The sequence below is a fragment of the Streptomyces sp. NPDC001544 genome, assembly GCF_042894285.1.
Classification (GTDB): domain Bacteria; phylum Actinomycetota; class Actinomycetes; order Streptomycetales; family Streptomycetaceae; genus Streptomyces.
Genome location: NZ_JBIAVN010000009.1, coordinates 248,474 through 263,025 on the forward strand (window position 1 = coordinate 248,474; position 14,552 = coordinate 263,025).

Sequence of the window (14,552 nt, forward strand, 5' to 3'; positions counted from 1 at the left end):
CGACGGTCCATTCGGGCTGCCGTGCCCCCGCAATGCCCATATGAAAGGTGGATGCCGATGTCCCGGGACATCAGCGGAGTTCTCCCCGTCGTCCTCATGCCGTATACGGAAGACGGCTCCATGGTCGACGAGGACGACTTCCTCTCGCAGACGGAGTTCATGTTCCAGGCCGGCTGCAACGGCTTCGTCGTGGGTCAGGTGTCCGAGGTGCTGCGGCTGACCCACGAGGAGCGGCTTCGGGTCGCCGAGCTCTCGGCCAAGGCGGCTCAGGGCCGTGGCGTGTCCATCATGAGCACCGGCGCCGAGACCCCCCAGGCGGCCGTGCAGTACTCGCGACACGCGCAGGAAGTCGGCGTCGACGCCCTTCTCGTGATGCACCCGGCGACGATCCCGCTCGACGACGAGGGCATGGTCGCGTACTTCAGCGAGGTCATCGAGGCCGTCGACATACCCGTGATCATCCATCACGCCAAGAGCCTGGCGAAGCAGCCGCTGAGCATCGCCGCCCAGGTGCGGCTGCTGGAGGAGTACGGCGAGGAGCGCGTGCTCTTCAAGCCGGAGGCGCAGCCGACGCCGCCGCGCGTCAGCCGGCTGCGCGATGCGACCGGTGGCCGGGCCCGCATCTTCGAGGGCGACGGCGGAATGATGCTGCTCGACTGCCACCGACGCGGCCTGACGGGCACCATTCCCGCCACCGAGCTCGCCGAGATCGTCGTAGCGCTCTGGAATCTGCTCGAACAGGGCAAGCGCGCGGAGGCGGAGCGGATCGGGCACCCGCTCTCCTATCTCATGTGCCACATGATGAACAGCACGGATTACTACGTGTCCATAGCGAAGCGCTTTCTCAAGGAGCGCGGAATCATCAAGAGCACGCATGTACGCGGCCCGAGTCGGCACGTGCTCGACGACGAGACGTGGACCGAGGTCCACCACACCTATCAAAACCTGATTTCGCTTGCAAAGGAGCTCAATCGATGAAGAACCACGCCTTCACCATTCGCCTCAAGGACGATGCCGCCGCCAAGAAGTACATTGCGCTGCACCGTGATGCCATTCCGGAGATCGTCGCCCCGGGCGGCGCACTCGACACCATTGGTGTCCGGAAGCTGCAGATCTTCTTCATCGAGCCGCTGACGCTGTTCATGTATGTGGAGGCCGAGGACCACTTCGATCCCACGCGTGACTTCCTGCGCGCCAACGACCTGCACCCGGCCGTGCAGGAATGGGACGACATGATGCACGCCGACGGCGGTCTTCTCGTCCGGCACGAGAACCATGACGCCAAACTGAACTGGGCTGAGATGCAGCGCATTCATCACGTGGACTTCACGAACACGCTGCCTGACCTCGACGGGAAGTGAGCCCTGTGGACCGCGTCGGGTTGACCGTTCTCGACTGCACGCTGCGTGACGGTGGTTACTACACCAACTGGAATTTCGACTCTGCTCTCGTCGAGGAGTACCTGGCCGCCTGTCCGGGGCTCGGGATCGACGTGGTGGAGCTGGGCTACGTCCGTTTCACCACGGGCGGGTTCGGACCGTACGGGCAGCTTCCCGAAGGACTGACCCCCAACCTGCGCGACGCTCTTCCCACCGACCACGGGCTGCGCTTCGCGGTGATGGTGGACGCCGCCGACATGGTCGATCTGCCCCCGGCGGAAGTGGGCGGTCTGCTCAGGGAGAAGCTGGCTTCCGGCTCGCTTCCGGTGGACCTCGTGCGGGTCGCGGTGCGCTACGACAAGACGGCCGGCGCCGTGGACGCGGTCCACTCGCTCCGTGACGCCGGGTACGGGGTCTGCATCAACCTCATGCAGATCGACCTCGCGACCGCAGACGAACTCTCCGCCTGCCTGGAGGCCGTGGCCGCGATGGGCCCGCTCGAAGCGGTCTACATAGCGGACTCGCTGGGTTCCCTGCGTCCGGAGCGCACCGCCGAACTGGTCGAGCTGTTCCGCACCGGACAGGGCGCCCCGGTCGGCATCCACGCCCACGACAATCAGGGCTTCGCCCTGCACAACACGGTCGTCGCCGCACAGCGCGGCGCTCTGTGGCTGGACGGCACGGCGTACGGCATGGGCCGCGGCGCCGGCAACACGCGCATCGAGCAGCTGCTCGCCGTCCTGGGTGAGGGCGTGGACCGGCTGCAGCCGCTGATGGAGCTCATCGTGCGGCACTTCCACCCGCTGATGGACGAGTACCGGTGGGGTCCCAGCGGTCTCTACGCGATCGCCGGTATGCGCAACATCCACCCCACCTACGTCCAACGCGTCGAGGAAGACACCTCGATGGGTGCGGAGGAGAAGCTGAAGGCCATCGGCTTCCTCGCCGAGACCCCGTCCGCAGGGTTCTCCGCGGCCCTCCTCGACGAGGCGCTCGCCCAGGCCGCCGGGGAACCTCTGGGGGACGTCCTGGCGCGCTATCCGGTGGTCGTCTTCGACCTCGACGGTGTGCTCGTCGACTCCAACGAACTGAAGGTCGAGTGCGTCCGTGCCGCATTCGACGGTTTCCCGGCCGACCTGGTCGAACGGTTCACGGACGAGTTCCGGCGGACGTTCGGCCGGTCCCGGCGGGAGCACTTCGCCGCCTTCCACCTCATGAGCGTGGAACGCGGTCTGGTGAGCGCCGACTTCGAGGCGTTCTACGACCGGTACGCGGGCGCGTACGCGGACCGGCTGGCCCACCGCTACCCGGGGGCACCGCTGTGCGCGGGCGCCGCGGAGACGGTTCAGTACCTCGCCGACAGGGACGTACCGCTCTACGTCGCCACAGGCACGCTCGGCGGGGAGGCGGACAAGGTGCTCGCCGCGGGCGGACTGCTCGGCGCCTTCCGCGCCGTGTTCGGCGGGGAGGAGCGCAAGTCCCGCCGTCTGGGGGAGATCCTGCGGCACGCCGGGGTCGAGGCGCGGGACGTGGTGCTCGTCGGGGACTCGCGGCAGGACGTCCTCGCCGCGGACGAGATGGACATCGACGTCGTCCTCGTGACCCGCTACGGGTTCTTCCCGCCCGAGCAGGTCCTCCGCGACCGCGCCGGGCGCCCGGCCCGGATCGTCACCGATCTGAACCCGAACGCTCCGGTCAGGCTCCTGGCCGGGCGTGACGACTGAACCCCGACGGGCAGGGCGTCGACAGAGCAAGGTACTGAGCCGCATGGGAGGCACACAGTGACGGACAGCAGACAGCCAGTGGTCATCTCCGGGGTGACCAGAGGGCTCGGACAGGCCCTGGCCCGGCGCTTCGCCGCACTGGGCCATCCGGTGGCCGGATGCGGCCGCAGCGCCGACGCGCTGAGCGAGCTGGCGTCCGAACTGGGGGACGGCCACTGCTTGGAACGGGTCGACGTCACCGACGCCGAATGGGTCGACGCCTGGGCCGATCGGGTGCACCGCGACCTCGGTGCACCCGGTCTGGTCATCGCCAACGCCGGTGCCATCACCGGACAGGCCCCGGTGTGGCAGGTCTCGCCGGAGGACTTCGACACGGTGATCCGGGTGAACGTGGGCGGCGTGTACGCGATGACGCGGGCGTTCCTGCCGCGCATCGCGGACGGCGGCACCCTCGTCACCATCTCGTCCGGCTGGGGGCGCAACCCCCGAGGCATGCTCGCCGCGTACACCGCGAGCAAGTTCGCCGTCGAGGGGTTCACCCGGGCCGTCGCCCAGGAGGCGGCCCAACTGCGCCCGGGCGTCCGGGTGGTGGCCGTCGACCCGGGCGGCGGCGTGGACACCGCGATGCTGGCGACCTGCCTGCCGGAAGAGCACCACACCTACCCGGCCGCCGACGAGTGGGCCGAGAACGCCGTCGACTATCTACTCCACCGGTTGCCGGCGCAGAGCGACGCGACCGGCCTCACCGTGAACTGAGGAACATCACACCCATGAACAACACACGCGTTGTCGTCACCGGAGCGGCCCGTGACTTCGGCCGGACCCTGGCCATCCGGTTCGCCGAGCTCGGCGCCGAAGTCTATCTGTCCGCCCGCAGCCTGGAGGCGGCTCAGGCGACCCGCGACGAGATCGTCGCGCTCGGCCACGACAAGGTCCACGCCTTCTCCTGCGACCTGACCGACCCGGCCTCCGTACGGGAGTTCGCCGAGCAGGTAGGCGCACTCACCGACCGGGTGGACATCCTCATCAACAACGGCGCCATGTGGCTGGAGGGTTTCGACCTCGGCACCGCCACCGACGACGAGATCATGGCGACCGTCACATCCGGCGGCGCGGGCACCGTCCTGATGGTCAAGCACTTCCTGCCGCTGCTGCGGACCTCGGAGCGTCCCGACATCGTCAACATGGTCTCGATGGCCGCCTCTCGGCGCACCGACGCGTGCTCGGGCAACCCGGCTTTCTACGCCGCCAAGGGAGCGCAGGCGAACTTCGCCGAGATCCTGTCCCAGCGGCTGCGCCCGGAGGGCGTACGAGTCATCTCCCTGTACCCGCCGGACTTCAAGAACGTCGACCCGCTGGGCCCGGACTGGGAGAGCACCGATCGCCGGGCCGGAGCGCCCCTCACCGCGCAGTCGCTCCTCGACTGTGTGCTGTTCGCCGTGAGCCAGCCCAGGGACTGCTTCATCCGCTCCTTCAACTTCGAGCCGACGTCCAACGCCACCAAGGAATAGCCACATGTGCGGAATAGCAGGCTGGTACTCGCCCGCCCGCGACCTCGTCCACGAGCGCGCCACGGCCGAGGCCATGACCGACACGATGGCTTTGCGTGGGCCCGACGCCGGGGGCGTGTGGCTGCGCCCCCGCGTGGCACTCGGGCACCGCAGGCTCGCCGTCATCGACCTTGAGGGCGGAGTGCAGCCCATGGTCGTCGACACGGCCGGCGGCGAGGTGGCGCTCACCTACAGCGGAGAGCTCTACAACTTCCGCGAGCTGCGCGACGAACTGCGCCGCCGCGGGCAGCACTTCACCACGGCCAGCGACACCGAGGTGGTGCTCCGCTCCTACCTGGAATGGGGGGAGGCCTTCGTCGAACGGCTCAACGGAATCTACGCGTTCGCGATCTGGGACGGGCGTACGGAACGGCTGCTCCTGGTCCGGGACAGGCTCGGCGTCAAGCCGCTCTACCACTACCGCCTCGGCGACGACGTCCTGTTCGGCTCCGAGCCCAAGGCGATCCTCGCCAACCCCGAGGTCCCGCGCACCGTCGACCTGGCAGGCCTGCGCGAGGCGTTCTCCTGGATCCGCACCCCGGGCCACGCAGTGTGGCGCGGAATGTCCGAGGTGCGGCCCGGCACCTTCATCACGGCCGACCGGAGCGGGGTTCGCGAGCGCACCTACTGGGAGCTCGAGGCCACGGCCCACGAGGACGACACGGACACCACGGTCGAACGCGTCCACGAGCTGCTGTCGGACATCATCCGGCGTCAGCTGGTGACCGACGTGCCGCGATGCACCCTGCTCTCGGGCGGTCTCGACTCCAGTGTCATCACCGCCTTCGCCCAGCGGGAACTGGGAACGACCGAGCAGATCCGCAGCTTCTCAGTGGACTTCGCGCAGCACGGCGAGCGCTTCACGGCCGACCGGTTCCGGGACTCGCCCGACGCCCCCTTCGCGCGTGAGGTCGCCGAACGCTCCGGCACCCTCCATACCAACGTCGTCCTCGACGCGATGCGGATGGCCGACCCCGAGGTCCGCCGCGCGGTCGTCGGCGCGCGTGACCTGCCGACCGGCTTCGGAGACGCCGACAACTCCCTCTACCTGCTCTTCCAGGAGATCAGGAAGGGCTCCACCGTGGCCCTCTCGGGGGAGTCGGCGGACGAGGTCTTCGGCGGCTACAAGTGGATGCACGACCCGGCGGCCCAGAACGCGGACAACTTCCCCTGGGTCGACCACACTCACGTCACCAGCCCGCACACCGGGATCGACGTGTTCACCCCCGAACTGCGCGCCTCCCTGGATCTGCCCGAGTACATCCGGCAGGGCTACCGGGACGCGGTGGCGCGGGCCCCGCGTCTGGCCGGGGAGAGGGGGCTCGACGCCCGGATGCGGACGCAGATGCACCTGCACCTCACCCGGTACATGCGCATCCTCCTCGACCGCAAGGACCGTCTCAGTATGGCCGCCGGGCTGGAGGTCCGTGTCCCGTTCTGCGACCACCGTCTGGTGCAGTACGTCTTCAACACGCCGTGGTCCATGAAGACCTTCGACGGCGCGGAGAAGAGCCTGCTGCGCGCCGCCGCCCGGGAGGAGCTGCCCCGCTCTGTGATCGAGCGCAGGAAGGCCCCGTACCCCTCGACGCAGGACCCGGCATACACGGGCGAACTGCTTCGGCAGGCGTCCGACGTGCTGGCCGACGGTGGCCACCCGGTTCAGGAGCTGACCGACACGCGGGTCCTCAAGGAGGTCCTGGGCCGGCGCCCGGAGGACGTGTCCCCGGCACACCGGACCGGCCTGGAGCGCTGGCTCGACATAGCGACCTGGCTGGACATCCACCGGCCCACGCTGCAGCTCGCCTGACCGCGCCAGTCCGCCCCACAGCGAAACAGAGAAGGTGAAACCCATGGCACTGCTCCATGTGACGCCCGAGACGGACGCCGCGCAGACGCTGCTCCGCACCCGGGACGACCGCCGCATCGCCGAGGTCCTGGCCCCGCTGGGCGTGCGGTTCGAGAGCTGGGAGACCGGCCGGGTCGACCGTGACGCCTCCGACGCGGCGCTGATCGACGCCTACCGCCCGGAGATCGAGGCGTTCAACTCCGACGGCCGCAACCGCAAGGCCGAGACCATCACGGTCCGCCTCGACGAGACCAACCAGGAGTGGGTCGAGGACGTATTGGCCTCGCGCGAGAAGTACTTCAACGAGCACACCCACTCAGAGGACGAGATCTGGTTCTTCGCCGACGGCGGAGCCTGTTTCTACATCCGGGCGGAGGGCAAGGTCCACATCCTGGTGGCCGGCGACGGCAATCTGCTGTCCCTGCCTGCCGGGACCCGTCACTGGTTCGACATGGGGCTGCGCCCCGACTACCGCGCGATCCGTCTGTACCTCACCTCGGAGGGCTTCGACGGGCAGTTCACCGGCAACAAGATCGCCAACGGTTTCCCGTACGTGGAGGACGTCGTACGCGAGGACACCGCGACGGCCGGATGACCTCGGCCCCCGCGTACTCCTACGGCGGTGCCCCGGACCGCCCTAGTCGGCGGCGGACCGGGGACCGCTGGACACCCTTCTCAACGCACGATCGGTGGAACTACCCCACGCCATGACGAACAGCAAAGTGGTTCAGCACGAGACCGTGCGGCACATCGACCCGCGACTCGCCTTCGAGACGGCCTGCTTCAGCGACCCGGGCGCGCTCGACCGGTACCTCGCGCACGCAACGGGCAGCCTCAAGGTGCTCCGGCCCGAGTTCTCGGCCAACACCGGCTCCGCGCTCCTCACCGGCCCGGACCGGCCGCTGGCGCGGGCCGACCTCGACGTTCTGTGGCACGACGGCGGCCGCGTCGTCGTCCACGACCACGTACCGGGCACGCCCTACTTCGCCAACGGCGTCGTGGTGGACGGGCGGCTGTGCCTCACCGACACCTGGCGCTGCTACAGCCTGGACGAGGGCCCGCGCTCGCTCCTCACCGCAGTGGTGAACGTCCTGCCCGACGCGGACGAGGTCACGCTGCTGCGCGACCGGCTGCAGCCGCTGGCCGCGGCGACCACCCAGGGCGACGGACCCGTCTGCTTCGAGGCGGTGGTCGGCGGTGACCAGGTCAAGGTCGTGAAGTTCGCACACCGCATCGCCGGGGCGCCGCTGCCGGGACTCTGCTCCCTCCTCGGCATCCGCGGCCAGTCCGGGCGGGAGGCCGAGACCCCGGACGGTTATGTCGCCGACTACGCCTTCACCGTACGGCGGAGCGGCACGCTGCGGGGATTCACCGGTCTGGACGAGGTGCGCCGCCTCCCGTCGTACCGCGAGGACCTCTTCATGCCGACACCCGGCGACCGGGTCGAGCGGACCGTCGGCGAGGGCGGCGGTGCCGCCATCCTGCTCAGGCACGCGGACCAGAGCACTCTCCTCGCCGACCTCGCGTTCCTCCAAGAGCTCAACCGCTCCGGGGTGTTCGTCGTCGACTGATCCGGCCGGCGTCCTCCCCCCTCATCCGCACAGCAGCCCCGGTGCCGACCGCACCGCCGAGGCGGCTGTCCCGCGCCCATCGCCAGGCGGCCGTCCCGTGCCGTCGGCGGGCCGGTTCTCGTCAACGCAAAAGGAAACGACCATGCCGTACTCCGATCCCATCGCCCCCGCCGACCGGCCCGGCTCGACCACGCCCCTGCCGCAGCGGACCGTGACGCCCAAGCGGATCCTGATGTGCGCCCCCCGGCACTTCGACGTCACGTACTCCATCAACCCGTGGATGCACCCGGAGAAACCGTCGGATGCCGGGAGCGCGCTCGTCCAATGGGAACGGTTGCGCGACCTCTACCAGGAGCTCGGCCACACCGTCGAGCTGATCGAACCGATCCCCGGCCTGCCCGACATGGTCTTCGCGGCCAACGGTGCCACCGTGGTGGACGGCAAGGTCCTCGCCGCGCGCTTCCGGCACATGGAGCGCACCGCGGAAGGCCCCGCCTACATGGAGTGGTTCCGCACGCAGGGCTACACCGACGTCCACTGGCCCGAGTTCATCAACGAGGGCGAGGGCGACTACCTGCTGGCCGGACGCCGTCTCCTGGCCGGCACCGGATTCCGCACCGACCTCCGTTCGCACTTCGAGGCGCAGGAGTTCTTCGGCGTCCCCGTCACCGGACTCACCCTGGTCGACCCGCGTTTCTACCACCTCGACACCGCGCTCGCGGTACTGTCCGACGAGGAGGTCATGTACTTCCCCGAGGCCTTCTCCGCCGGCAGCCAGGCCGTGCTGCGCGAGCTCTACCCGGACGCGATCCTCGCCACCGAGGAGGACGCCGAGGTGTTCGGGCTCAACGCCTTCAGCGACGGCCGGCACGTCCTGCTGCCGAGCGCCGCGACGCACCTCGCCGACAAGCTCCGCAAGCGGGGCTTCGAGCCCATCGGGATCGATCTGCCCGAGCTGCTCAAGGCCGGTGGCGGCGCCAAGTGCTGCACCTTGGAGCTGCGTGGCTGACGTGACTTCGGCGCTTGAGAAGAACCGAACACCGATTCACGCCCGTACGTTGTGAGAGGACCCGACCGTTGATCACCAAAATCCGCATCGACCGGAACTCGGCCGCCGAGGAATTCGGCATGCACTGCCAGCGGATCGTCCCCTGGGCGGATGCCGCCGGGGCGGAGCCGCCGGTCGGCGCCATGGCCTGCTTCCTGCCGGCCGGCAGCAGCTCCGAGCCCGACTGCCACGACCAGGACGAGGTCATGATCATCATGTCCGGCACCGGCCGGGTCACCCTCGACGGCGAGGAAACCACCTGCACCGCAGGCGACGTGGTGGTACTGCCCCGCAACAAGGAGCACGTGGTGCACGGCACGGGCGACACGGAGCTCCAGTGGGTTTCCGTCTACTGGCCGCTGCACGAGCCGGTCAAGGCCGAGGAGGTCTCCGCATGAGCACCGTCGAGTGGATCACCGCCACGCCGCCCACCCCCAACGGCCACCTGCACCTGGGGCACATGGCGGGCCCGTACCTCGCCGGAGACGTCCTGCGCCGCTTCCTGGCCGCCGACGGCGTCGACGTCCGCTACACCACAGGTCTCGACGACCACCAGAGCTATGTCCCGGTGCGCGGCCTGAAGGACGGCGGCCTCAAGGGCGAGGAGGTCGCCGACCACTACAGCGCCTCCATCGAGGAGGTCTGGTCCCGGGCCGGCGCGGACTTCGACACGATCGTCCGCCCGCGCCGCACCGCCGGCTACCTCGCCTACGTCCAGGACTTCTTCCAGGAGCTCTACGACGGCGGCCACATCGTCGCGCGTACCCGCCCGCTACCGTACTGCACCGGCTGCGAGCGCTGGCTCTACGAGGCCTACGTCAAGGGTGACTGCCCGCACTGCGGCTCCGGCTCCAACGGCAACGCCTGCGAGCCGTGCGGCCGCCCCAACGACTGCGCCGACCTGGTCGACCCCGTCTGCACCGGCTGCGGCGCCCCCGCCGAACTGCGCGACTGCGAGCGGCTCTACTTCCCGCTCGCCCCCTTCGCCGAGCGGCTCCGGGACTTCTGGCAGCAGGTCGACATGCCGCCGCACCTGCGCGCGCTGTGCGAGCGGATGCTGCACGAGGGACTGCCCGAGATCGCCGTGAGCCACCCCTCCGACTGGGGTGTGCCGGTTCCCGTCAAGGGCTTCCAGGACCAGCGGGTGTACGTCTGGTTCGAGATGGCTCCGGGTTATCTCATCGAATGGGAGCAGTGCGACACCGGCCGCCCGGCTCCCGGCCCCGTGCAGTTCTTCGGCTTCGACAACGGCTACTTCCACGCCGTGCTGAACCCGGCCGCCTTCCTGGCCCGCTCCGCGGACGCGGCCCTGCCCCGCGCCTTCGTCGTCAACGAGTTCTACCGCCTGGAAGGGCTGAAGTTCTCCACCAGCCGCGGTCACGCCGTCTGGGCCCGCGACGAACTCGACCGCACCAGCGCGGACGTCCTGCGCTACCACGTCCTGTCGGACCGCCCCAACGGCCGCCAGACCAACTTCACCCCGGCGGCACTCGAGCGCAGCCGACAGCACCTCACCGAGGCCTGGGACGGCTGGCTGAACGGCCTGCTGACCACGGTGACCGAGGACCTCGGCGGCGTCGTGCCGCAGGAGCGCCCGCAGGGCGCGGCCTGGGAGCGGCTGCAGGCCCGGCTGGCCCGACTCGCCGACGAACTGCGGGAGGCCTACGGAGTCGCGGGCTACGACACCCGCCGCGCGGTCGCCCTGCTCGACGAGGTCATCGCGCTGGCGACCGACTTCGGGCACGTCCACAGCCACGAGCGGGACCGCCCCGAAGCCGCGGCCGCACACCGCTCGGCCGTCGTCGCCCAACTCGCCGTCGCCGTCGGCCTCGCGGCCTGGGCCGCCCCGATCATGCCCGCGGCCTCGGCCCGCCTCGCGGAACTCCTCGGCGTCCCGGCGGGCCGCCGGGTGGATGCGGCGGCGATGGCCGCGCCGCCGGCCGGCACGCCGCTCGCCGTCCCCGGCACGGCGGTGTTCGGTGGTTGAGGTGAGCGCCACGGCCATGGGCGGCGGGGCGCGCACGGCGCGCGTCGCGGTCGTCGGGCCCTTCTCCGGTCCGCGCGGCGCCTGGGGAGAGCTCCTCGAAGGTGCCGCCGCGGCGCACGGCGGCGTGCGATGGGAGTTCCACGACGATCGGGGTGACGCGCTCGTCGCCCGCAAGGTCGCAGAGACGGTCGTCGCCGACGGCGGCTACGCCCTGGCCGTCGGCCACTTCAACAGCGCCGGTGCCCGCCTCGCCCTCCCCGTCTACCGCTCCGCCGGCCTGCCGCTGCTGCTCCCGCTGGCGACCGCGCCGCGCCTGCTCGACGGCCCGGCCGGTGCCGCGCTGCGCTGGTGCCCGGACGACCTGGCCCAGCTTGTCGAGGTGCGCTCCGCAGTCCGCCGGGCGGGGCACACCCGCCTCGCGGTGGCGGACGACGGCAGCACCTACGGTGCGGTCCTCGCCCAGCTCCTCCTCGGCCTGCCCGCCGACGGTGTACGGCTCGTGGACGCGGGCGACGCCGATGCGCTCGTCGTCTGCGGCACCCACGTGGGCGCCGCCCGCGAGGCCCGCGCCCGGCGGGCGGCGGGATTCACCGGGGCGCTCTACTTCACCGACGACTGCGCGGTCGACGAGTTCCCCGGGCTCCTCGGCGACGCCGGCCACACGGCGAGCGTGGTCCGGCTGCGCGGCGGCGCCCGCGCCTACGTCGACTCGGCCGTTGCCACCGCCGCTGCCGTCCTCACCAAGCGCCCGGACCTCACCGGGACGGTGCTCCTGGACGCCCTGCGCGCCCAGGCGGACCGTCGCTTCACACCCGAGGGAGAGCCGGAGCCGAGCGCGACCGGCACGACCGGCCCCGGCTGGGAGGTGGTCCGGCTCGACCCGCCGTCCCCACGTCCCGCGGCGGCCGGCCTCGGCGGCCGCGACGGCAGGACCTACGACGTGCTCGTGATCGGCGCCGGCATACTCGGCGCCGCCACCGCCGGTCTCCTGGCCCGTCAGGGCCTGCGTGTCGCCATGACGGTCCCCCCGGCCGACGATCCCGTGGCGACCCGCTACTCGGGCGGGCTCGTCCGCGCCTTCGAGCAGGACCCGGTGATCCGCGAGCTCACGCTCCGCAGTCATGAGCTGGCCTGGCGCGAAGGTGCCGCCGGGCACGGCTCGAGCGGCTTCCGGCAGACCGGCTCCCTGGTCCTGCTCGGCGAGTCAGACCTGGACGGGGCCGCCAAGGGGGTGGCCGAGCTCACGGGCGCCGGGATCGAGGCCGAACTGCTCACCCCGCGCGAGCTCGAGGAGCGCTTTCCGGGGATGCGCACCCACGACGTGGCCGGCGCGGTGTGGGAGCCGGGCGGTGGTTACGCCGACCCGGCCGCCACCTGCCGCCGGTATCGCGAAGATGCCGCCGCGCAGGGCGCCTTCGTCCTGCCCGGCCGGGTCCGGCACCTCGACCAGCGGACCGGTCACGTCCAGGTGACCCTGGAGCAGGGCCAGGTCGGCGCCCGCGCCGTGGTCCTCGCGGCCGGAGCGGGAACCCCGTGGATCCGCGGCCACGGTCTCTCGGCGACGGTGGAGGCGCCCGCCGGGAGGCCGCGCACCAAGCGCATCCGCTATGCCTTCTTCCGGCTTCCGGGGGACCCGGCCGTGCCGACCGTGATGGACCTCGTCACGGGGCTGTGGGCGCGCCCGCAGCACACCGGGCTCGGCGCGGGCGGCTGGCTGGTGGGCCGTCCCGTGGGCGAGTGGGACGTCCCGCCCGGCGGCGGGGACCGCGTCACCCCCGCCCAGGCCGAGCACATCCGCGAAGGTGCTGTACGGCGCTGGCCCGGTATCGAGCGGGCCGAGTTCGTCGGCGGGCGCTACGGCGTCGACCTGTTCACGGCCGACGGCCGCCCGCTGATCGGCCGGGACCCCTCCGCGCCGCGCGTCGTGTTCGCCACCGGCGGCTCCGGCGCCGGCTTCAAGACCGCCCCTGCCGTGGCGGAGTCGGCCGCCGCCCACGCCGTCGAGGCACTCGGCTGACACGCCCGGTTCTTCCGCCACCGCACGCCAGAGGCCTCCGCCGGGGCTTCGCAACGAGAGACGTTCAACGATGACTTTCCTGACCTCCCTTCCCGAACTCGACCAGCCGGACTCCGTCTACGACATCGTCGGCGTGGGCTTCGGCCCGGCCAACCTCGCCCTGGCCATCGCCATCGAGGAACACAACGAGACGGCCGCTCCGGACCAGCGGCTGACCGCCGCCTTCCTGGAGAAGCAACCGTCCTTCGGCTGGCACCGCGGCATGCTCATCGAGGGGGCCACCATGCAGGTGTCCTTCCTCAAGGACCTTGCGACGCTGCGCAATCCGAACAGCCGCTTCAGCTTCGTGTCGTACCTGCACGACCAGGGCCGCCTGGTGGACTTCATCAACCACAAGGTGCTGTTCCCCAGCCGCGAGGAGTTCCACGACTACCTGCGCTGGTGCGCGGCCGGCGTGGACCACATGGTGCGTTACGGCCTGGAGGTGACCGCGGTCGATCCGGCCGAGAACAGCATGGAGCACGGCTCGGTCCGCGAGGTCGAGTTGACCGCGCAGGGCGTCGACGGCACCGGCCGGGCCACCTACCGGGCCCGCAACCTCGCCCTCGGCACCGGTCTCGTCCCCCGCATGCCCGAAGGCGTCGCACGCTCCGCCCGGGTCTGGCACTCCAGCGAGTTCCTGCACCGCCTGGCGGAGTTCCGGGCCACGGAGCCGCGCCGCTTCGTCGTGGTCGGCGCCGGACAGAGTGCCGCCGAGGTCGCCGACCATCTGCACCGCACCTACGCCGGGGCCGAGGTCTGCGCCGTGCTCTCCCGCTACGGCTACAGCCCTGCGGACGACAGCCCGTACGCCAACCGCTTCTTCGACCCAGAGGCGGTCGACGTCTACCACGGCGCGGACACCTCCGTACGCCACCAGCTCATGGAGTACCACCGCAACACCAACTACGGTGTGGTCGACATCGACCTCATCGACGAGCTGTACCGACGCGCCTACCAGGAGAAGGTCCGGGGCGAGCAGCGGCTGCGCATCATGGGCACCTCCCGGGTCACGCACATCGAGCAGGCGGACGACGGAGTGGTCGTCCAAGTGCAGAACCTCGCGGACGGCTCCGTGGAACAGCTGACCGCCGACGTCATCGTGTACGCCACCGGCTACACCGAGCCCGACCCCGCCGTGCTGCTCGGCGGCCTGGCCGAGAGCTTCCGGCGCGACGAGAACGGCCGGGCGCTGGTCCACCGCGACTACCGCCTCCACACCGACGAGATGGTCGAGACGGGCATCTACCTCCAGGGCGGCACGGAGCAGTCGCACGGCATCACCGGAAACCTGCTGTCCATGGTTGCCGTCCGGGCAGGCGAGATCCGGGCCTCCCTGGTCGCCCGCCGCCAGGCCTCGGTCACCGTCCCGGCCTGAGACCCGGTAAGTG

The 14,552-nt window shown here is 70.8% G+C and carries 13 protein-coding genes; all 13 read left to right on the forward strand.

The features are described 5' to 3' along the window. The first annotated feature begins 57 nt into the window (after positions 1-57). The 13 genes from ACFY0F_RS23970 (at position 58) to ACFY0F_RS24030 (ending at position 14,539) form a co-directional block, all read left to right on the forward strand. Positions 58-978, forward strand: coding sequence for a dihydrodipicolinate synthase family protein (locus ACFY0F_RS23970; protein ID WP_388797774.1), 921 nt, complete (start codon positions 58-60; stop codon positions 976-978). Further along, on the forward strand, positions 975-1,361 hold the full coding sequence (locus ACFY0F_RS23975; protein ID WP_388797777.1) for an L-rhamnose mutarotase: 387 nt from the start codon (positions 975-977) through the stop codon (positions 1,359-1,361). Before ACFY0F_RS23970 ends, ACFY0F_RS23975 begins: the two co-directional genes overlap by 4 nt. A 20-nt stretch (positions 1,362-1,381) precedes the next feature. Continuing rightward, positions 1,382-3,103, forward strand: a complete 1,722-nt coding sequence (locus ACFY0F_RS23980) for an HAD hydrolase-like protein (RefSeq protein WP_388797780.1) — start codon at positions 1,382-1,384, stop codon at positions 3,101-3,103. Positions 3,104-3,160: 57 nt separating this feature from the next. Then, complete coding sequence (locus ACFY0F_RS23985) at positions 3,161-3,859, forward strand: SDR family oxidoreductase (protein WP_388797783.1); 699 nt, start codon at positions 3,161-3,163, stop codon at positions 3,857-3,859. A gap of 14 nt (positions 3,860-3,873) precedes the next feature. Continuing rightward, entirely contained in the window at positions 3,874-4,614 is a 741-nt protein-coding gene (locus tag ACFY0F_RS23990; RefSeq protein ID WP_388797785.1) for an SDR family oxidoreductase, read from the forward strand. A gap of 4 nt (positions 4,615-4,618) precedes the next feature. Beyond that, on the forward strand, positions 4,619-6,460 hold the full coding sequence (gene asnB / locus ACFY0F_RS23995; RefSeq protein WP_388797788.1) for an asparagine synthase (glutamine-hydrolyzing): 1,842 nt from the start codon (positions 4,619-4,621) through the stop codon (positions 6,458-6,460). Between the two features lie 43 nt (positions 6,461-6,503). Continuing rightward, positions 6,504-7,094, forward strand: coding sequence for a cupin (locus ACFY0F_RS24000; RefSeq protein WP_388797791.1), 591 nt, complete (start codon positions 6,504-6,506; stop codon positions 7,092-7,094). Positions 7,095-7,206: 112 nt separating this feature from the next. Beyond that, positions 7,207-8,070 carry a hypothetical protein gene (locus ACFY0F_RS24005; RefSeq protein ID WP_388797794.1) on the forward strand — a complete coding sequence of 288 codons (864 nt, stop codon included), beginning with the start codon at positions 7,207-7,209 and terminating at the stop codon, positions 8,068-8,070. Positions 8,071-8,212: 142 nt separating this feature from the next. Continuing rightward, positions 8,213-9,079 (forward strand): dimethylargininase, encoded by an 867-nt coding sequence (ddaH, locus tag ACFY0F_RS24010; protein ID WP_388797797.1) that lies wholly within the window; start codon positions 8,213-8,215, stop codon positions 9,077-9,079. Positions 9,080-9,147: 68 nt separating this feature from the next. Next, positions 9,148-9,516: a cupin domain-containing protein gene (locus tag ACFY0F_RS24015; protein WP_388797800.1), complete on the forward strand. Its 369-nt coding sequence runs from the start codon at positions 9,148-9,150 to the stop codon at positions 9,514-9,516. Further along, positions 9,513-11,105, forward strand: a complete 1,593-nt coding sequence (locus tag ACFY0F_RS24020) for a methionine--tRNA ligase (protein WP_388797803.1) — start codon at positions 9,513-9,515, stop codon at positions 11,103-11,105. The genes ACFY0F_RS24015 and ACFY0F_RS24020 overlap by 4 nt, the downstream gene beginning before the upstream one ends. A gap of 1 nt (position 11,106) precedes the next feature. Next, positions 11,107-13,122, forward strand: coding sequence for an FAD-dependent oxidoreductase (locus tag ACFY0F_RS24025; RefSeq protein ID WP_388797806.1), 2,016 nt, complete (start codon positions 11,107-11,109; stop codon positions 13,120-13,122). A 70-nt stretch (positions 13,123-13,192) separates the two neighbouring features. Continuing rightward, positions 13,193-14,539 carry a lysine N(6)-hydroxylase/L-ornithine N(5)-oxygenase family protein gene (locus tag ACFY0F_RS24030; protein WP_388797809.1) on the forward strand — a complete coding sequence of 449 codons (1,347 nt, stop codon included), beginning with the start codon at positions 13,193-13,195 and terminating at the stop codon, positions 14,537-14,539. The last annotated feature ends 13 nt before the right edge of the window (positions 14,540-14,552 follow it).

Bases quoted from the DNA above. Each gene is read 5' to 3' on its own strand.
- ACFY0F_RS23970 (WP_388797774.1), top strand. From the start codon at position 58: ATGTCCCGGGACATCAGCGGAGTTCTCCCCGTCGTCCTCATGCCGTAT.
- ACFY0F_RS24005 (WP_388797794.1), top strand. From the start codon at position 7,207: ATGACGAACAGCAAAGTGGTTCAGCACGAGACCGTGCGGCACATCGAC.
- ACFY0F_RS23990 (WP_388797785.1), top strand. From the start codon at position 3,874: ATGAACAACACACGCGTTGTCGTCACCGGAGCGGCCCGTGACTTCGGC.
- ACFY0F_RS23975 (WP_388797777.1), top strand. From the start codon at position 975: ATGAAGAACCACGCCTTCACCATTCGCCTCAAGGACGATGCCGCCGCC.
- asnB (WP_388797788.1), top strand. From the start codon at position 4,619: ATGTGCGGAATAGCAGGCTGGTACTCGCCCGCCCGCGACCTCGTCCAC.
- ACFY0F_RS24000 (WP_388797791.1), top strand. From the start codon at position 6,504: ATGGCACTGCTCCATGTGACGCCCGAGACGGACGCCGCGCAGACGCTG.
- ddaH (WP_388797797.1), top strand. From the start codon at position 8,213: ATGCCGTACTCCGATCCCATCGCCCCCGCCGACCGGCCCGGCTCGACC.
- ACFY0F_RS24020 (WP_388797803.1), top strand. From the start codon at position 9,513: ATGAGCACCGTCGAGTGGATCACCGCCACGCCGCCCACCCCCAACGGC.
- ACFY0F_RS24030 (WP_388797809.1), top strand. From the start codon at position 13,193: ATGACTTTCCTGACCTCCCTTCCCGAACTCGACCAGCCGGACTCCGTC.